Annotated in this window: 14 protein-coding genes and 4 tRNA genes; 11 read left to right on the forward strand and 7 right to left on the reverse strand. The window is 42.7% G+C overall.

The genetic code is table 11. The features are described 5' to 3' along the window. Positions 1–27: 27 nt before the first annotated feature. A complete protein-coding gene (gene rrtA / locus MHM98_RS04965) occupies positions 28–684 on the forward strand; it encodes a rhombosortase (protein WP_239438174.1) in 657 nt (218 codons plus the stop codon). Here the strand turns inward: rrtA and uvrB are convergent. Further along, positions 681–2666: an excinuclease ABC subunit UvrB gene (uvrB, locus tag MHM98_RS04970; RefSeq protein ID WP_239438175.1), complete on the reverse strand. Its 1986-nt coding sequence runs from the start codon at positions 2664–2666 to the stop codon at positions 681–683. The two genes, rrtA and uvrB, sit on opposite strands and share 4 nt — an antisense overlap. Before the next feature lie 17 nt (positions 2667–2683). Further along, a complete protein-coding gene (locus tag MHM98_RS04975; protein ID WP_239438176.1) occupies positions 2684–4072 on the reverse strand; it encodes an MATE family efflux transporter in 1389 nt (462 codons plus the stop codon). An 877-nt stretch (positions 4073–4949) separates the two neighbouring features. On the opposite strand from MHM98_RS04975, the gene MHM98_RS04980 reads away from it, so the two are divergent. The 7 genes from MHM98_RS04980 to MHM98_RS05010 all read left to right on the forward strand — a co-directional run bounded on the left by MHM98_RS04980 (position 4950) and on the right by MHM98_RS05010 (position 9259). Next, positions 4950–5025 (forward strand) — tRNA-Asn (locus tag MHM98_RS04980). Between the two features lie 74 nt (positions 5026–5099). Next, positions 5100–5175 (forward strand) — tRNA-Asn (locus MHM98_RS04985). A gap of 61 nt (positions 5176–5236) precedes the next feature. Next, positions 5237–5312 (forward strand) — tRNA-Asn (locus tag MHM98_RS04990). A gap of 141 nt (positions 5313–5453) precedes the next feature. Then, positions 5454–5529, forward strand: a tRNA-Asn gene (locus tag MHM98_RS04995). Positions 5530–6227: 698 nt separating this feature from the next. Continuing rightward, the gene (locus MHM98_RS05000) at positions 6228–7550 is read left to right on the forward strand and encodes a DUF5690 family protein (protein WP_239438177.1); all 1323 of its coding nucleotides are present in this window, start codon (positions 6228–6230) and stop codon (positions 7548–7550) included. Positions 7551–7565: 15 nt separating this feature from the next. Further along, positions 7566–8372, forward strand: a complete 807-nt coding sequence (phnX, locus tag MHM98_RS05005) for a phosphonoacetaldehyde hydrolase (protein ID WP_239438178.1) — start codon at positions 7566–7568, stop codon at positions 8370–8372. 188 nt (positions 8373–8560) lie between these two features. Beyond that, positions 8561–9259, forward strand: coding sequence for a UTRA domain-containing protein (locus tag MHM98_RS05010; RefSeq protein WP_239438179.1), 699 nt, complete (start codon positions 8561–8563; stop codon positions 9257–9259). Here MHM98_RS05010 and phnW read toward each other — a convergent pair. The 4 genes from phnW to MHM98_RS05030 all read right to left on the reverse strand — a co-directional run bounded on the left by phnW (position 9256) and on the right by MHM98_RS05030 (position 16188). Next, a complete protein-coding gene (gene phnW, locus MHM98_RS05015) occupies positions 9256–10368 on the reverse strand; it encodes a 2-aminoethylphosphonate--pyruvate transaminase (protein WP_239438180.1) in 1113 nt (370 codons plus the stop codon). The two genes, MHM98_RS05010 and phnW, sit on opposite strands and share 4 nt — an antisense overlap. 111 nt (positions 10369–10479) lie before the next feature. Further along, the gene (locus MHM98_RS05020; protein ID WP_239438181.1) at positions 10480–12402 is read right to left on the reverse strand and encodes an alkaline phosphatase family protein; all 1923 of its coding nucleotides are present in this window, start codon (positions 12400–12402) and stop codon (positions 10480–10482) included. A 60-nt stretch (positions 12403–12462) separates the two neighbouring features. Beyond that, positions 12463–15096: a TonB-dependent receptor gene (locus MHM98_RS05025; RefSeq protein WP_239438182.1), complete on the reverse strand. Its 2634-nt coding sequence runs from the start codon at positions 15094–15096 to the stop codon at positions 12463–12465. A gap of 219 nt (positions 15097–15315) precedes the next feature. Next, positions 15316–16188, reverse strand: a complete 873-nt coding sequence (locus MHM98_RS05030; protein ID WP_239438183.1) for a metallophosphoesterase — start codon at positions 16186–16188, stop codon at positions 15316–15318. A gap of 213 nt (positions 16189–16401) precedes the next feature. Here MHM98_RS05030 and MHM98_RS05035 point away from each other — a divergent pair, with 213 nt between their 5' ends. Continuing rightward, complete coding sequence (locus MHM98_RS05035) at positions 16402–16596, forward strand: hypothetical protein (RefSeq protein WP_239438184.1); 195 nt, start codon at positions 16402–16404, stop codon at positions 16594–16596. Here the strand turns inward: MHM98_RS05035 and MHM98_RS05040 are convergent. Further along, positions 16568–17449: a DMT family transporter gene (locus MHM98_RS05040; protein ID WP_239438185.1), complete on the reverse strand. Its 882-nt coding sequence runs from the start codon at positions 17447–17449 to the stop codon at positions 16568–16570. The two genes, MHM98_RS05035 and MHM98_RS05040, sit on opposite strands and share 29 nt — an antisense overlap. A gap of 187 nt (positions 17450–17636) precedes the next feature. On the opposite strand from MHM98_RS05040, the gene rsxA reads away from it, so the two are divergent. Then, positions 17637–18212 (forward strand): electron transport complex subunit RsxA, encoded by a 576-nt coding sequence (rsxA, locus tag MHM98_RS05045; RefSeq protein WP_239438186.1) that lies wholly within the window; start codon positions 17637–17639, stop codon positions 18210–18212. After that, the gene (gene rsxB / locus MHM98_RS05050; protein ID WP_239438187.1) at positions 18212–18772 is read left to right on the forward strand and encodes an electron transport complex subunit RsxB; all 561 of its coding nucleotides are present in this window, start codon (positions 18212–18214) and stop codon (positions 18770–18772) included. Before rsxA ends, rsxB begins: the two co-directional genes overlap by 1 nt. Positions 18773–18774: the final 2 nt, after the last annotated feature.

The raw sequence follows: 18774 nt of genomic DNA on the forward strand, positions 1-18774 counted from the left end.
TTTTACGTACCATCTAAATATCTACTAATGCCACTTGCGCTAATTTTAATTAGCAGCTGTTTATATATACTACAGCCTGTTTCATTACCATTGTTTGAGTTTAGCCGTATTGCCATCGAAAATGGAGAGTTATGGAGACTCTTTAGTGGCAATTTGATGCATTCTAATATTTGGCACTTATTGATGAATCTAGGAGGGTTATTTCTCGCAACAGTCCTTACTGGGCACCTATATTCCAAAAAGCACTTTTTATTGTTTACATGTGTTAGCTTTAGCTTAGTAGGGTTATTTGTATATTTTTTTAGCCCCAGTACCAAATTTTATGTTGGTCTTTCTGGTTATTTACACGGCTTTTTTATTTACGGCGCATTATTAGGAATTTTAAAATCATATAAGTTGAAACTGCTTCATGATAAGTACTTTCCATTGGCTACTGCAAAAAATAGTGCACAATTTAAAATCCCCCAAAAGTGGTTGAGTAAAATTGATTTTGACAGAAACACATATCTTTTTTTATTGCTAGGATTAATTGGAAAGATAGGCTACGAACAAATATTTGGTGCCAGTGAACAGCTAAGCCAGATGATTAACATAAAAATAGCAACCGATGCCCACCTTTATGGCGGTGCAACGGCCGTTCTACAATTTGTATTACTTCTTTGTTACCTTCGAATTAGACGCTAACGCGCCAACACAATTTCGTTGAGTTTTTCAATTTCATCACGCAATTTAGCGGCTTCTTCAAACTCAAGATTACGTGCGTGTTCATACATTTGATGCTCGATATCGGCGATTTGTTTTTCGATGTCTTTGTTGGACATCGCTTGGTAAGTCGCTTTTTCTTCCGCCACTTGATCCAAGCTTTCTTCATCACCCACATCCAGATAATCGGCGATTTTCTTATTGAGGCCTTTCGGCACTATGCCGTGCTCTTCATTAAAAGCCTCTTGAATGGCGCGACGTTCAATAGTCGCATCCATCGCCTTTTTCATCGATTTAGTAATGGTATCGCCATATAAAATAGCTTTACCATTGAGGTTACGCGCAGCGCGGCCAATCGTTTGAATCAGTGAACGCTCAGAGCGTAAGAAGCCTTCTTTATCGGCATCGAGAATAGCCACCAACGACACCTCAGGGATATCCAAACCCTCGCGTAACAAGTTAATTCCGATTAATACGTCAAACTTACCAATACGCAAATCGCGAATAATCTCGATGCGCTCAACAGTATCAATATCTGAGTGAAGATAGCGGGCTTTTACGCCGTGCTCATCCAGATATTCCGATAAATCTTCCGCCATTCGTTTAGTTAGCGTGGTCGCCAAGATACGTTCGCCTTTGGCAGTGCGTGCAACAATCTCACTGTAGAGATCATCAACCTGTGTCGCTACTGGGCGCACTTCAATCACAGGATCAAGTAAACCAGTTGGTCTCACGACTTGGCGGGCAATTTCATTACCAGATTTTTCTAATTCGTAATCCGCTGGTGTTGCCGATACGTAGATCGCTTGCGGACAAATTGCCTCAAACTCTTCAAATTTAAGCGGACGATTATCAAGCGCCGATGGCAAACGGAAGCCATATTGAACAAGGTTTTCTTTACGTGAACGGTCACCTTTATACATCGCGCCTATCTGCGGCACGGTTACATGCGACTCGTCGAGAATGATCAAACCATCGCTTGGCAGATAGTCAATCAGCGTCGGTGGCGCTTCGCCAGGCTGACGGCCAGAGAGATAACGCGAGTAGTTTTCAACCCCTGAGCAGTAGCCCAGCTCTAACATCATTTCAACGTCGTAGCCGACGCGCTCACTAATACGCTGCTCTTCGATAAGCTTGCCGAGAGATTGCAGCTGTACCTTGCGCTCTCGCAGCTCTTCTTTGATTTTATCAACCGCGCCTAAAATAGTTTCACGAGGAGTCACATAGTGAGTTTTCGGGTAGATAGTAAAGCGAGTAACCTGACGCTCCATTGCACCAGTTAGCGGATCGAATAAGGTAATTCGCTCAACTTCATCGTCGAACATCTCAACACGCACCGCGAACTTTTCAGAGTCAGCTGGGAAAATATCAAGTACTTCACCGCGCACACGGAAGGTACCGCGGGCAAACTCCATATCGTTGCGCTTATATTGCAGCTCGGCCAAACGGCGTAAAATGGCGCGCTGCTCCATGATGTCCCCTTGACGGAAATGCAGTAGCATTTTCATGTAGGAATCAGGATCACCAAGACCGTAAATCGCCGATACAGACGCAATCAACACAACGTCTTTACGCTCAATTAGTGCTTTAGTGGCTGATAGTCGCATTTGCTCGATATGAGCATTAACAGCAGCATCTTTCTCAATAAAGGTATCTGTCGAAGGCACATACGCTTCTGGCTGATAGTAGTCATAGTAAGATACGAAATATTCAACGGCGTTATGCGGAAAGAATTCTTTCATCTCGGCATAAAGCTGCGCCGCTAGAGTTTTGTTTGGCGCAAGAATTAAAGTCGGTCGCCCCATCTTGGCAATTACATTGGCCATGGTGTAAGTTTTACCCGAACCAGTTACACCCAGTAATGTTTGGTGTGCGAGCCCAGCTTCAATACCTTCACATAATTGTTCAATGGCTTTTGGTTGGTCACCTGCCGGTTGGTAATCACTGACTAATGAAAACGTCATTGGTGTTATTCCGCCGTTTATTCTTTTGAAGTTTCTTGATCGGTATCGTGACAGTCATTACGTTCGTCACAATCACCCAACAATTCCTTGAGGTTTTTACGCATTAATAGCAAGGCAATAATACCAGTTAACACACCCGATAAACCAACACCAATAATCAAACCACGAATGTCATCGATGTAACCGCCTAAATAAGCTAATGGCAGCATTAATACGAATAGACGAATAATGTTGAGCCCCACCGACGCCATTGGTTTGTGCAGCGCATTAAGGGATGAGTTGGTTAAGATAGTGATACCACCAAAGCCGTGAGAGATTGGAATGATCATTAAGTATAAAATGATAATCTCCACTACAGATTTATCATCGGCAAAGGCTTCGGCAATCATGCCTGAGAATACTAATAGCACTAAATAAATAGCCGCCTGCCACAGCATGACAAATTTGATACTTGAGTAATAAGCTTGCTTAACGCGTTTATAATGGCCCGCACCATAGTTTTGGCTAATAAATGGCGGTAGAGACATCGACATTGCCAGCACCACAATCATTGCAAAAGACTCAATACGCGAGCCAACACCAAACGCCGCCACGGCTTCACTACCATAGGTCGCTACAATGGCAGTTAAAATACTTGATGAAATTGGCGTCATCATGTTTGACGCAGCGGCTGGTAAGCCAATCGCCAGTACCTTTGTCGCCGATTCTTTAATTTGTGCAAAGCTGTAACCCCAACCCAGCATGTCAAAAGTATGAGTTACACGATAAAACACAATGATACAACTGACAATGCTAGCGATGATGCTGGCAATAACAGCACCTTGCAGCCCCATTGCCGGAACAGGCCCCCAACCAAAAATAAACAGTGGATCTAATGCAGCATTAATCACCGCACCAATGCCCATCACTTTGGCAGGCGTTTTGGTATCGCCCGAGGCGCGCATTACCGAGTTGCCGATCATCGGCATAATCAGTATTAAACTACAAACAAGCCACGGTGCCATGTAATCGCGAATAAGGCCGAGATTTTCAGGCTTCGCGCCCATTAAGGTAAAGATGAAATCGTGTTGCCACCAGCCAATCATTGCCAAGCTAAAGATCAAAATAGCCGAAACGCCCATAGATACGGATGCGTGCTGACGTGCGCGATCTTTATTGTTCTCACCAAGGGTTTTCGCAACTACCGCAGAAACACCAATCCCCATACCGATAGCTAAGCTAACTAAGGTAAATGTTACTGGAAAGGTAAAACTAAACGCCGCCAACGGCTCTGTGCCCAACATACTGACGTAAAGCGTATCGACGATATAAAATGACATCATTAGCACCATGCCGTAAAGCATAGGGATCGTCATGTTTTTGATCGTTGAATTGACCGGAGCGTTTAATAAGGTAGATGGATTCATCAAAAAGCCGCAGTGAAAAAATAGGAAGCTAATCCTATCAGATTGCTTTAATACAATGAACTCAAATACACTCATGAGTGCACATATTTGCGTTACAAGATGTTAAGTAATGCCAGTGATCGAAAAACAAGCAAAAAGCGATCGAAAAACTTGCTATTTAATCGTTGACAATTAGAGAGCCCTTATAAAATGCGGCATTATTCGATAATTAATACAGCATGAGTTGTTGAATGCCAAATTATTGGCTGAGCAAAACTTATCCAACGATGTGACAATAAAAAGTCAGACTAAATGTCAAGAGGTTAAAGAAGGACTAACTCAAATCATAATTTACCTATCCACAGGCTATTGACTTGAACTAAGTGCATGAAAATAAAATGATTTATAGTTTTGAACAAAAAACATCAAAAATGTATACAAGTCCCGCTACCATGGGCTTTGATCGACTTCTAAAAGTTTAATAAACACACTTATCCACAGATTTGGTGGATAACCATCTCTACCCCTTTTATTCATTGGGTTTGTGATTTATTCACTGACGATGAAAATAATTCTCAAAAAAAATTAATTCAATAAATTAGAAAATATCGATCATCATTTTTCGATCTTTTCTCAGGATCTTTTCGTACTTTCATTATGATCGCCTGTTCATTTTTTGACGTTTCACCTGAGATTATCGCCAATCGCACAACTTCGTCGTTTAACAAACAGTGAAAACGGTCCCCGAACATCTATAAAATGATTATCAAACAAACGAAATGGCGAAAACTAGTTCTATTTGTTTAACTGTTGCACAAACAGACATTTTTTAAAGATCGAGTGTTGACAGCTGTGCTACCAATCTTTAATATGCGCTCCGTCTTCACCGACAATCGATTCCCCAATAGTTCAGTTGGTAGAACGGCGGACTGTTAATCCGTATGTCGCTGGTTCGAGTCCAGCTTGGGGAGCCATTATTTTTAACTTATTGAAAGTAGTGGTTAAATGTTTTCTACCAAAACTACGATTGCACCGGTGATTTTGTGATTCCCCAATAGTTCAGTTGGTAGAACGGCGGACTGTTAATCCGTATGTCGCTGGTTCGAGTCCAGCTTGGGGAGCCATTTCTTATTCAAACTTAACTTTGAGTTTTTAGTAAGAATTGGTTTCACAACAAATAGTAATTCCCCAATAGTTCAGTTGGTAGAACGGCGGACTGTTAATCCGTATGTCGCTGGTTCGAGTCCAGCTTGGGGAGCCATTACTGACTCAAACTTTGTTGATTGAGATAGGCATATTTAACAGTATTGTTAATCCACTCTTTATCTCACACTAGTTCGAGTCCAGCTTGGGAAGCCATTCTTTTAAAGATAAGCTATTTGAACATCAGACAATTCAAGATTCCCCAATAGTTCAGTTGGTAGAACGGCGGACTGTTAATCCGTATGTCGCTGGTTCGAGTCCAGCTTGGGGAGCCATCTTATTTCTTAAGTTAATCCGTGATAAATCAATAACAGTCCAAGACTGCTAGTCCCCTGTTTATCTCACACTGGTTCGAGTCCAGCTTGGGAAGCCATCTTACTTCTTAAATTACTCCGTGATATATCAATAACAGTCCATGACTGTTAATCCACTCTTTATCTCACGCTGGTTCGAGTCCAGCTTGGGGAGCCATCTTATTTCTTAAGTTAATCCGTGATAAATCAATAACAGTCCAAGACTGCTAGTCCCCTGTTTATCTCACACTGGTTCGAGTCCAACTTGGGAAGCCATCTTACTTCTTAAATTACTCCGTGATATATCAATAACAGTCCATGACTGTTAATCCACTCATTATCTCACGCTGGTTCGAGTCCAGCTTGGGGAGCCATCTTATTTCTTAAGTTACTCCGTGATAAATCAATAACAGTCCAAGACTACTAATTCTTTCTTATCTCATACCAGTTCAAACCTGATTAACAGCTATCAATACTTAAAAATTTCATGCAATTAGGTGTACATTGCAATAACGCCTATATCAATTCGCAATCACGTCTGTCATAAAAACGACTTTATCCAACACTACACTCTTAGTCTATCAATTTTCGAAGTCGTGACTTTTTCAAATTTCTGCAACAGTTTTGTCATAAAGCCACCTTAAACTGGTCTAGTCCAATAGATGATTTAAGGTTTTATTGTGTTGCGTATTACCAACTACCTCAAGCAATCTCCAACAATAGTGTTTGTGATGTATGCGTCTTGTGCCGCATTTATGACCTACTTTTGTATGTATGCCTATCGCAAGCCCTTTGCCGCAGGCACCTATGAACAGGCAACACTATTCCTAGGGATCTTAGATTTCAAAGTTGCACTCGTATTATCTCAAGTATTGGGCTATCTATTATCCAAACTCATCGGTATCAAAATCGTTTCTGAAATGACAGCAAAACGCCGTGCTGTATCACTGCTATCACTCATTATGGTGGCACAACTGGCGCTTGTTCTATTTGCTGTAGTGCCAGAGAACATAAAGCCTCTTGCAATGTTTCTCAATGGCATTCCCTTAGGCATGATATGGGGCATCGTTTTTAGCTTTCTGGAAGGCAGAAAAACCACAGAGATACTTGGTGCGTTTTTAAGTATTACTTTTATCGTAGCTTCCGGCTTAGTCAGAACCACAGGTAAATGGCTCATTTTAGAGTTGGATATTGCGGAATATTGGATGCCAGCCGCAACGGGTGCCCTATTTGCCATTCCGCTATTTTTATCGGTATTTCTCCTATCACAATTACCGCCGCCAAGTGCTAGCGACAATGCGGCTCGTCAAGCGCGTTCACCTATGGATGGTGCACAACGCAAACGCTTTTTTCTCGCCTATGCGCCGGGATTAATTCTACTCATTAGTAGCTTCTTATTATTTACAGGCCTACGTGATTTTCGAGACAACTTCGCCGCTGAAATATGGGCGGCGTTAGGCTACGGGCAAGAACCAACAATATTTGCCTATGCAGGTATTCGTATTGCAGGGTTAGTATTAATCGCCTTGGCGTTAATGGTTTTAATTCGAGACAACACCAAAGCATTTTTAACAAACCACTTATTTATTTTACTCGGTTGTTGCTTACTGGGTGGCTCAACATTGGGCTTTAGCCAACAAATCATCGACGGTAAAACGTGGATGGTATTGCTCGGTGCGGGTCTATATATTGCCTATATCCCCTACAATTGCTTTTTATTCGATCGCATGATTTCAGCCGTAGGCTCAATTGCTAATGCCGGATTTTTGATTTATCTCGCCGATTCCGCTGGCTATTTAGGGAGCGTTAGCATTTTACTTTATCGCACCTTTGCATCGCCAGATATCAGCTGGCTCACATTCTTTATCAACCTCTGTTTTATTGTTGCCACCGTCGGTGGAGCATTGGTCATAAGTTCAATGATTTACTTCAGAAAAAAGCTGCAAGTTCATCAATCTAGCAACGTCGCCAGCGCGGCTGTTGTTCCGCAAACAAATCAATAAATTAAGGAATTATCAATGAATAACATCGAAGCTGTGATACTCGATTGGGCAGGCACTGTTGTCGACTATGGCTCAGTGGCGCCAACAACTATTTTTGTTGAAGCTTTTAAACGCGCCTATGATTTTGACGTCACATTAGCAGAAGCACGTGTACCAATGGGAATGGGAAAATGGGATCACATAAAAACGCTTGGTCAATTGCCTTCAGTCGATAGTCGCTGGCAACAACAATTCGGCGCATCAATGTCTGATGATATTGTCGATGCTATCTACAATACCTTTATGCCACTACAAAAAGCGAAAGTAGCAGATCACGCGACGCCGATTGATGGCGCTTTGGCAACAATTGAGTGGCTAAAAGCACAAAACATCAAGATAGGCAGCTGTTCAGGCTATCCACGTGAAGTCATGGAGATCTTAGTTCCTGCCGCTAAAGAGCAAGGCTATGAGCCTGATTGTTGGGTGGCCAGTGATGACACTATTGGCTCTCGTCCAGGCCCGTGGATGGCACTTGAAAACGTACAAAAACTTGGTATCAAAGATGTTGCAAACTGTATTAAATTTGACGACTCAGCACCTGGTATTACCGAAGGAATTAGCGCAGGCATGTGGACAGTGGGAATCGCCTTAACTGGTAATGCGGTCGGTCTTACTGAAAATGAATGGTTGGCGCTATCAAGCGAGCAACAAGCAGAATTAAAACGCAAAGCCTACAGCGAGCTCTACGATGCCGGCGCACACTATGTGGTTGATTCATTAGATGATGCTATTGCAGTTGTGCAGCAAATTTCAAGCCTTCGTGCCCGTCAAATGAGACCTTAACAGCCCTCTCCCCATTCAACGCCGTCTTTGTACACAATAACATAAAGAACGGCGTTTATTCTCGTCATAAAATTGCAATAAAAATCAGTATAATTACTACGGTAAGCATTCACGACGTTATCACTAGCATTTGCAAAATAACACGTTATCATAAACCTAATTAACTTTGTTAGGGGACCCAAAGCTCAATGTTGCTTTATCAACAAATTCGCTGCGATCTGCAGCAAATGCTCGCTGATCAACCAGCGCTCAAAAAGCTTCCCTCTGAACGCACCTTACAAGATAAATACAATTCCACGCGAATTACCATTCGAGAAGCCTTATCAAAACTCGAAGCCGAAGGCGTTATCTATAGGCAGAATCGCAAAGGATGGTTTATTTGCCCGCCTCGTTTTAAATGGGATCCAGTGCAAAAAGTTAATTTTTATCAATTCGCTCAAGAGCAAAATTTCAGTGCTAAAACAGCATTAATTAGCCTTACAACGTCGCCTTGTAACTCTGAATTGATGAGCTGTTTTTCATTGACTGAATCAGAGCCTGCATATTGCATTACACGTATGCGCTCCCTTGACGAACGGCCAGTAATGGTAGAAGAAATTTATTGTTTAAGTTCAAAGTTTGACGACTTACAAAGCAAAGCATTAGACGGTTCAGTAACATCGATTTTTGAACGGGATTACGGCGTAGAAATTGCCTATGAGCGCAGTACGTTGATTGTAACTGCAACCCCAGAAGACAAAGCGAACCTGCTTAATTTAAGCTCTGGTTCGCCGTGTTTGAAAATTATTAGATCTCGCTACGCTAAAGACGACACATTGGTCGACCACAATATCGAATATTGGGTCCACGGCGCTATCGAAATTAGCGTGCAAAGTAATCGTTTTTAAGCAGTAACTGGTAATTTTTCCCAGTAGATAGTTTCTTCAATGGCCGCTAACAATCTGTCGATATCAGCTGGGTATACCTCTCCGATATTACCGATTCTAAAACAATCGGCGTCTGACACTTTGCCTGGATAAATCACAAATCCTAGCTGCTTTAGTCCCTCGTAAAAACGCTTGAAGTCATAATCACTTGCCGCAGGCGAGTAGAACGAAGTAATAATTGGCGAATGCATGGTTGATGATAACAAAGGCTCAAAACCTAACTTGAGCATGCCTTTAACCAAGCGCGATTGATTTTCACGATAACGCTCTTGACGCGCAGCAACGCCGCCTTCCTGTTTAAGCTCAGTTAACGCTTGAGCAAATGCGCGCACTACATGAGTTGGCGAAGTAAAACGCCATTTTCCATTTGCCGTTTCCATTGTATGCCATTGGTCGTAAAGATCTAAACTCAATGAACTAGCATTGCCACGACAACGTTCTAGTGACTGTTTTCGACCAATAACAAAACCGAACCCCGGTACGCCTTGAATGCACTTGTTAGCAGAACTAATCATAAAATCGATGCCAAGATCACCAATGTCCATTTCTATACCGCCAAAGCTCGACATAGCATCGAGAATAAAACGGATATCTAGGCGCTGACACATTTGAGCGACATCAACCAGTGGATTTAACATACCGGTTGTGGTTTCACAGTGCACCATCGCCAAATGAGTAATTTCTTTATCTTGAGTAATTGTTTGCTCAATAAGCTCAAGATCTGGCGCTTGTGTTTCTTTAAAATTAAGCACATGGTGATTGAGCTTTAGCACCTGACAAATCTCAGCCATACGCTTACCGTAAGCACCGTTATTAATAATTAATATCTTATCGCTTGGCAATATTGCACTGCCCAATACAGACTCGACAGAAGCTGTACCACTGCCTTGCATTAATACGCTACTGTAATGCGGTGATGTTGTCGCCAACGACACTAATTCCGCTCTAATTTTTTGTACTACGCCAACGTTGTAATCGTCATCCCAAGTACACCAATCTTTGAGCATAGCTTGACGCACAGTCTCTGATGTCGTTAAAGGGCCAGGGGTTAATAGTAAATAATGATTCATGTGAACTCCGTCCCATCTGGTCTAGTCCAATTATAAAATTTATCTGTCAACAAACTCAATACGTCACATCAATTGTCACGAAATTGTCATATTGGCAGCGAAAAAAGCGCGTTACTTCGACGCGAGTGATAACAACTCAGCTGTGCTTAACACCTCTGAAAACACATAAAACTGTGAGAGACGAGCATTGAGTTTATGGTCAAGGTTATATCGCCCTAAACCACCTTCGCCTAAGGTAAGTGGCAATCCAGAATCTAGCTGCGGTTTACCCTGTAACTCAATACTTCGCTGATGAAGTCCTGAGTCAACATCGAATACCGTTAGCTGAGCAGACTGATGCTCTGCATCAATAGTGATAGCGGTAAAAAACCATTGTTTCTTAGGCACTGCGATAGGTTTAATATCATTACGCGCTTGGTTGCCACCGATATTAAAACCTATTTGCTGATCTTTGAGATATAACGTAAAGCCGGGATTACCACCTGAGCGCCAGTCTTTATTGGCGATAATATTGGGATCGCCCATCACAGAGCCATCGAGATAAATCCAAGCAGCAATCGTCATTTTTCCATCGATTGACGGGAGCGACGTTGTAGCAAAGCCGCGTTTACGATTAAGTACAACGGCTTTGTCATCTTCGCTATTGCCTGGTGCATAAGGAACAACAAATCCACCACGCCATGTAAAATCTCCTAACGCATTACGGAAGCCTTCACTAATTAATGCCTTTTTAATAATGGCCGCTTTATCAGGTAACTGACCTAGATTGAAACTCAGCTGCGTTGAAACAGCAGAACCACGCTTGGCAACTAGTGTGTAGTTAACCACCTGTGGCCCTACACCCAAGTCTTGTTCAGTAAGGGTTTCACTGTAAGATGTTGTACCTGCAGCTAGCTCTGTAACCAATTGATTATTGCGATACAACTCAATGACTCCCGCTTGCAAAGGCACTTGCCATGCTAAATCGATCACGGCGGCACTTTGCTTGCGAACAACCTTGTGCTTGCCATAAAGTTTATGGACACCAAGAGGACCAATCAGGGATGCGCTGTCAAAGTGATAAGCTTTTGATGGTTGCTCGGCTAAATAACTCATTATCGTCGGCACAATGGCCGTTATTGCCGGATAAGCCACTAATTGATTTTGTTGAGCATTATCGGTTAACGCCAGCGCCTTTGCAGGTTGCTTAAATAGTTTGTTCATCAATTGTGGACGATTTGTCCCTATTACCGATGTGCGCTCCACTAATAAATCGCCGCCGTGGCCACCTTGTTGCTTATGGCCATGATCTGACACTAGCAACACCAGCCACTCTTCATTAAAACGCTGTTCTCGCGTTTGCACAGCATCGAGTAAACGACCTAATCGCTTATCTGTTTTAGCCACCTTCTTTTCATATAAGCCACACCAACCGCACGCATGACCAGCGTGGTCAATATCGTCAAGGTGAACAAAAGTGAACAATAAATCAGATGCCGGATCCGCCAAATCTGCGACGGCCTTACGCGTAATAAAGTCATCAACGCCTTCTCCTTTTGGATGAGAGGCGCCGTCAATGCGGTGGCTTACATAGGCCATGTCTTTGACTAAATGACCTGCGTTAATAGGAGTCCACGCAGCGTAACTTCCCATTTTGGCCTTGGGAAACAATTCGTGCAGATAATTAAAAATTCCCTTAACTTGAACCGGTTGTTTGTTGTTGCGAGGGATTTTATGACGATTGACCCAAGTGCCCGTCAAAATACTTGCCCAACTAGGCCCTGATGAAGATGCCTGATACGTTTGGGTCGATAGCATGCCACCAACATGCGCTTTGCTAAGGCTTAAGCGAGCAAAGTTTGGCGGTTGCACATCATTTAATTTGGCGTCATTAACACTATCGATATACGAATACATTAAGCCATCAACGCCAATTAGCAAGACTTTGCGCTCAATAGGTTGTACTGCGTTTACATTATCACAATGGCTACTACAACTGATGAGCGACAAGGTTGCTAGCAATCCTAACCAACTGGATAATTTGCGATTTATCATACTTGCTTTCCACTAAAAAAGGGCAGTGCTACTGCACTGCCCTATTGGCGATATTAGAACTTAAAAATTCCAGCTTAAGCCCAAGTTAAATACGCGACCGCCTTCAACATAATCCATCATATTGCGACGCGCAGAGCCTGATGTCGTAAAGTAGCTAGCTTCTTCAGTTAAGTTTTTCGCTTCAAAGCTCACACGAACATCGTACTCTTCCCAGATATAGCTGATATTCATATCAACATACTCAAGCGCTTGATGATATTTATCGATACCGTAATCGCGCGGCGATTGTAGGTATTTACCAGTGCGCTGATAAGAGATGCGCGCTTCCCAGCCATTTTGCTCCCAATATACTGATAAGTTCTGTGTTTGATCCGGAGCACTTACAATTTCAGGATCATCGTTGCGCCAGTCGTGAATGTTATCGCTTTTGGTGTCTTGGAACATTACATTAGCGTTAAAACCCAAGCCATCGAATGGCGCCGGTAACATTGTTAGCTGTTGACTAAAGCCTAGTTCAATGCCTGTGATTTCTGCGCTATCTAGATTGGTTGGCTCAGTAACTAATACATCACCTTGGTTACCCGTTTGATTATTTGACGCGCCAACCACTAAGTAATTATCGATATCTTTGTGATAAGCAGCAACTGACAGGTAGCCCGTTTCCATGTAGTACTCAAACGAGATATCTAAATTAGTAGACTCTTGTGGCTTTAAATTGATGTTTTTACGCGAAATTGAATCTATTTCATTACCATCATAGTTGTAACGAGTTTGACCGGCGATCATGCTAAACGCAGGACGAGTAAAGCTGGTCCAAATTGCGCCGCGTACGGTAATTTCGTCGCTAGGACGGTAATTAACGTGAAAACTTGGTAAAACGTTGTCGTAGTCTGCTTCTGCAACTTCAGCGCGAGTCACGTTTTGGCCATTGCGACTTTCAGTGGCCAAGGCATCAGATGAATGCTCAGTGTATTCATAACGGATACCCGAAATCACTTCCCACTCATCTTGCGCACCAAAGTTCCACGTCCCCATCACGTAAGCCGCCAAGATATCTTCTTCAAATTTCAACTTATCATCGCGGGAACCTTCACCGCTGCGGTTACAATCTTCGCTTTGGAAAAAGTTTGTATCACAGTTGTTGATCAAAGCATAAACGGCGTTGATATCTTGACTGCCGCCTAAGGTGCGTAGACCGCTGTAACGACCATCGAGATGAGAGTTAAAATAAGGACCTTTTATACGGTCATCAGCCAAACTAATGCTATCGAGGGCTCTAAAGTTAACACGGCCTTCATCTGAATTACGCTCAGAGGTTGAGTATTTAGCACCAAAATCAATAGTAGTTAAGCTGCCAGAATTAAACTGATAACTGAAATCGATTTGACCGCTTAAACGCTTGTCTTCCGATTCTTCCCACTTATCCCAAGCACCTACATTGCGATACTTAGTCATATCTTGCAGATCTCTTAATCCTTGCTCGCCATTACGCGGATTAAATTGAGGGTAACGCGGATCGCTAATATCAAATAATATACCGCCAGCTTCATTGAGTTGCGCGGTATTGTAGCTGCCTGCAATACCGTATGCTTTAGGCAAAGAAGTCTCAGACTTAGCATGAGAAATTGCATAATCAATGGCTAGCATATCGGTGTTGTGCTCACCACCAATAGTGATGATGGCTTGATTTTCTGTTTCTTCACGAAACTCAGTACGACGTGCTGTGCGATGGGCCACGGGATCCCACTGACCTTGCTCGTTGTATAAGCTATTATTGCCATTGGCGCGAGCTGTCGGGTAATTACGCATCTCTAATGAACGATGCACTTCTTCGTCAGTGTAATCGTTGTAACTACCGCGTAAATAAACGCGATTATCATCGCCATAACGACGATCTAGGGAAAAATTCACGCCATAACGATTAAGTTCTTTCTCGTAGCGATCTAATTCATCACCTTGCATATGCAGCGTGTGCTGGTCAGCGTATTGATTCGTAGCAGTTTGAGTCTGAGGTTCCCAGCGTCCCCAGTTTTCGCTTTCCTCAGAAACGATATCCTTATTGCCTACATAACCAGCTAAATAGATCCCCCAGTCGTCACCGAGGATGTTTGATACCGAGCCAGAGAATAAGGTACCAGATTTATCAGAGCGATCTTGCACACTGTAGTCTGCGCTAAAGCTTGTTTGAAAACCATCGAAATCAAATGCGTTAAACAACTCAACATCAACCGCTCCTCCCAATGCATCACCATCCAAATTTGGCGTCAGCGTTTTAGTGACAGAAATAGACTTTACACCTTCTGGTGGTAACGATTGCAATGACACTCGACGGTCACCACCCGACGTTGCCATACGTACACCGTTAACACTGTATGTGTTTAATGAAGCGTCTAACCCGCGAATAGTAACGTATTTACCTTCACCAGTTTCAAAGTTCAACACAACACTCACGCCCGGTAAGCGACCTGCCGCTTCTGCGATATTATTCTCAGGTAATTTTCCCAAAGCGTCGACACCGACAAAATCAGCAATCACAGATTTGTCTTGTTTCATTTGTTGAGCTTTAAGACTCTGCGCTACTGAACCGTAAACACTAATGGTTTCAACTTTTTTATTGTTGTTTGCATTTGCCTCAGCGATAGCCTGCTGGCTCAATATTAAGGCAGTTGCTATGGCACTAAATTTAAACGTCATGTTGTTTTTCATCGTTTCAAATTCCGAAAGAGAGAGTTATGTTGGTAAAAACTCAGTGCCCTAATCTCTGTTGAGCAACTTTGAGTTTTACTTTTATTTACACAGTTTATATTCGCTACAAATCTGGTATAGACCAAACTTTAAAGACTCAAGATGACAGAAATATTTAACTAAAGTTAAAGTTATAATTCGCAGAGGTTACAATCTGATTACGATAAGCTAAAAACCAAGCTGGTAACTAGGTTGGCGCCCATAACCAAATATTTCGATAACATCTTTTTTAAATAAAACTCTCGCAAAAGACGTATTTTGGGTGTCTAGCATCGCGTGAAGGGTCAGGTAATGGATGCCGTCTTTTTGAGCATAATCACCATTGTGTTGATGCCCGTTAAACCACACTTTTACATTGTCGTATTGTGATAACAGCAATCTCACTTGCTCTGCGTTCCATAGATTGTGAGCGTTGGTTGGGTATATAGGGAAATGGCAAAACAATGCTACTTTTTGATTCGCTGTTTTCGCATCCTTTAATTGAGACGTTAACCAGTTAAGTTGCTGCTTACCAATACCGCCATTCCAGTCTTTTTTATCCTTAAAAACCGCTTGATATAATTTACTACTACGCAAATATTGAGGACTATTCTTAGGCCACGCATACAAACTTACATCATTGCCATCGAGATAAATAAAGCGCCAATCGCCAATAACTTGTGATGAATATCGCGTCGAAAGTCCCAAGTGTTGAGGCACCTTGAGCTTTTCGTCATCACTCACCCAAAATTCGTGATTCCCTAACACATGCTGTATTTTGAGCGGATGCTTATTGACAACGTCATCGAGAGGCTTAAAACTCTGCCAGTCGCGATCGATGTAATCCCCCAAATGCACAACAAAATCAACCTGCTGTTTTGATAACGTATTCAAAGCATTATCAAGTTTTTGTGGACAACTGCGATACAAACGCTGCCCTTTTTCAGCTTGATCCGCGTATTGGCAATCAGCAATCAGTCCGATATCAATTGTTGTGTTGGTCGGTTCGGCAAACGCAATGGCCGAAAATAATGAGGCGATAACATAATATTTATAATTCATAATTCACTCCGTCAAATCTGGTATAGTCCAGACTAACGTTAAATTATGACAATTAGATGGCATTGAGTGTTGAAGTAATGTGAACATTTTTTCAACGGAATGTAAAAGTGGGCAAAGTTACTTGCGGCGGCACTGCGCCGCAATTATGATGAGCGTGTAAGTGTCAAATTCAGTCTAAACTACCGCATTCTAAGGAATAGAAACGTGATCTCGATGAAAAGTTTTGCAATTGCTCTAATGGCTATCGGCATTATTTCAGGTGCCGGATTATTGTTTGTGCTAATGGACTCAAGCACGCATGCCAAACTACCGTTTGACAGCATTCGCTGGTTTTTAATCATCCCTATTAGCGCTCTAGTCAGTGGGATTGTTTTATCCTTTAACCTCGACGCGTCTTCGTCTGACTAATCGCCAAACCAACACCTACTACAACACAAGCGAGCAATTGAAATGACGTTAATTGCTCGTCTAAAATTAGCCATGCCAGTAATAGTGTGAACACTGGAATCAAGTTAATAAAGGCGCCTGCAATAGTCACAGGCAATTTAGTAATCGCCAAGTTGTAGCACAAGTACGCGCCTAGCGTGACACAGGCACCTAGATACAATATGGCGCTAATGCTCGGCCAATTAATTTGTGTTGGCCACGGCTCAATCACTACAAACACGCTAAAAAATAACAAACCGATAAACGCCGGAAATGCCGTTAAAAACATTGGCGAATAGCGACTACTAAAACGCTTTAACAACACTGAATACGCCGCGGCGCAGCACATGGCAAGGAATTCTAAGAAATTACCTAACAGCGGATTTGGCGCGTCTTCTGTCGCTTCGCCACCAAGCGATAATGCCACTACACCAGCAATAGAAATCACAAAGCCAAACAACTGACGCCGAGTAATGTTTTCATCAAGCATATAATATGCGAGCACTGCGATTATCAGTGGGCTAAGCGATGCAATCATCCCAGCTTCTGACGCACTGGTTAGCTGCAATGCTTTGGCCTCTAAAATGAAATACAAACAAGGCTCAAGCGCCGCCATTACTAAGAGTAATTTCCAATCCCCTGCTTTATATTCAAAGCGCATCACCTGTTTGATAAACACCAAAAAGCAAACTGAAGCGATCAACATCCGCGCCCAAATCACTAACATCGGCGAATAATTCTCAAAGGCAATCTTAAGTGCGATAAAAGAGCTCGCCCACAACAGCATCGCGAAAACGAGCAGGATCATCGATGAATAATAAACAGGTTTTTGCATGATAATAAACAGCGACCTCGAATGAAATTGGCGCCAGTGTAATTGAAAACCACCGTTTGGCAATCAAAACGCCATGATTTGCGTCAAATGATAGGAATTTTCTGCATTACACCTATAGCTTATGTGGTTGTTTATCGGCGAATAAACACGGATAATATGCGCCATTAAAAATACAATGAATAGCATAATGGTCGAATACTTTTTACTATTAATTGGCACAGTGTTGGTAAACAACTTTGTGTTAGTTAAATTCCTTGGCTTATGCCCGTTTATGGGGGTATCGAGCAAACTCGAATCCGCCATCGGCATGTCCATGGCAACTACCTTCGTACTCACGATAGCCTCGCTTTGTAGTTATCTAGTTAACGAATTTTTGCTGGTGCCACTCGAACTAGAATACCTTCGTACCTTGAGCTTTATCCTCGTTATTGCTTTCGTTGTTCAATTCACCGAAATGGTGGTACGCAGCACGAGTCCAGCGCTTTACAAAATGCTTGGTATCTTCTTACCACTAATTACTACCAACTGTGCGGTTCTTGGTGTTGCGCTGTTAAACACCAATGAAAACAACAACTTCATTGATTCTATTATTTACGGTTTCGGTGCCGCAGCAGGCTTCTCTCTAGTATTAATTCTATTTTCGGCCATGCGTGAGCGACTTGCGGCCAGCGATGTGCCTATGCCATTTCGCGGCGCTTCGATTGCCATGATTACCGCCGGATTAATGTCCTTAGCCTTTAGCGGTTTTAGTGGGTTAGCTTAATGTTGAGTGTTGTATTAATTGCCATCGCCGTATTAGGCGTACTCGGCCTAATCTTTGGTATGGCGCTTGGCTTTGCGTCAATCAAATTCAAAGTACAAGAAGATCCTATCGCCGAGAAAATCGATAACATTTTGCCGCAAACTCAATGTGGTCAATGTGGTTACCCAGGTTGTAAGCCATACGCCGAAGCCGTTGCCAATGGCGACGACATCACCAAATGTGCACCGGGAGGCCAGCAAACTATTGAGACCATCGCCGAGATTATGGGTGTTGAAGTTCCTGCCGCCGGTGGCGATGTCGAAGAGCCAGTTAAAAAAGTCGCCTTTATTATCGAAGAGGATTGTATTGGCTGTACCAAGTGTATTCAGGCGTGTCCTGTCGATGCCATTTTAGGCACCACCAAACAAATGCACACCATTATCGCCGATGAGTGTACGGGGTGTGATTTGTGTGTCGATCCTTGTCCAGTTGACTGTATAGAAATGATCCCAGTGGCGCAAAAGACCAATAACTGGAACGGTCAACTCAATATCATTCCTGTGAAGCAGTTGGAGCCTTGATT

Source organism: Psychrobium sp. MM17-31, assembly GCF_022347785.1.
GTDB lineage: Bacteria > Pseudomonadota > Gammaproteobacteria > Enterobacterales > Psychrobiaceae > Psychrobium.

Excerpts from the sequence above, each read along its gene's own strand:
- rrtA (WP_239438174.1), top strand. The coding sequence starts at position 28 with ATGCCACTTGCGCTAATTTTAATTAGCAGCTGTTTATATATACTACAG.
- uvrB (WP_239438175.1), bottom strand. The coding sequence starts at position 2,666 with ATGACGTTTTCATTAGTCAGTGATTACCAACCGGCAGGTGACCAACCA.
- MHM98_RS04975 (WP_239438176.1), bottom strand. The coding sequence starts at position 4,072 with ATGAATCCATCTACCTTATTAAACGCTCCGGTCAATTCAACGATCAAA.
- phnX (WP_239438178.1), top strand. The coding sequence starts at position 7,566 with ATGAATAACATCGAAGCTGTGATACTCGATTGGGCAGGCACTGTTGTC.
- MHM98_RS05010 (WP_239438179.1), top strand. The coding sequence starts at position 8,561 with ATGTTGCTTTATCAACAAATTCGCTGCGATCTGCAGCAAATGCTCGCT.
- phnW (WP_239438180.1), bottom strand. The coding sequence starts at position 10,368 with ATGAATCATTATTTACTATTAACCCCTGGCCCTTTAACGACATCAGAG.
- MHM98_RS05020 (WP_239438181.1), bottom strand. The coding sequence starts at position 12,402 with ATGATAAATCGCAAATTATCCAGTTGGTTAGGATTGCTAGCAACCTTG.
- MHM98_RS05025 (WP_239438182.1), bottom strand. The coding sequence starts at position 15,096 with ATGACGTTTAAATTTAGTGCCATAGCAACTGCCTTAATATTGAGCCAG.
- MHM98_RS05030 (WP_239438183.1), bottom strand. The coding sequence starts at position 16,188 with ATGAATTATAAATATTATGTTATCGCCTCATTATTTTCGGCCATTGCG.
- MHM98_RS05035 (WP_239438184.1), top strand. The coding sequence starts at position 16,402 with ATGAAAAGTTTTGCAATTGCTCTAATGGCTATCGGCATTATTTCAGGT.
- MHM98_RS05040 (WP_239438185.1), bottom strand. The coding sequence starts at position 17,449 with ATGCAAAAACCTGTTTATTATTCATCGATGATCCTGCTCGTTTTCGCG.
- rsxA (WP_239438186.1), top strand. The coding sequence starts at position 17,637 with ATGGTCGAATACTTTTTACTATTAATTGGCACAGTGTTGGTAAACAAC.
- rsxB (WP_239438187.1), top strand. The coding sequence starts at position 18,212 with ATGTTGAGTGTTGTATTAATTGCCATCGCCGTATTAGGCGTACTCGGC.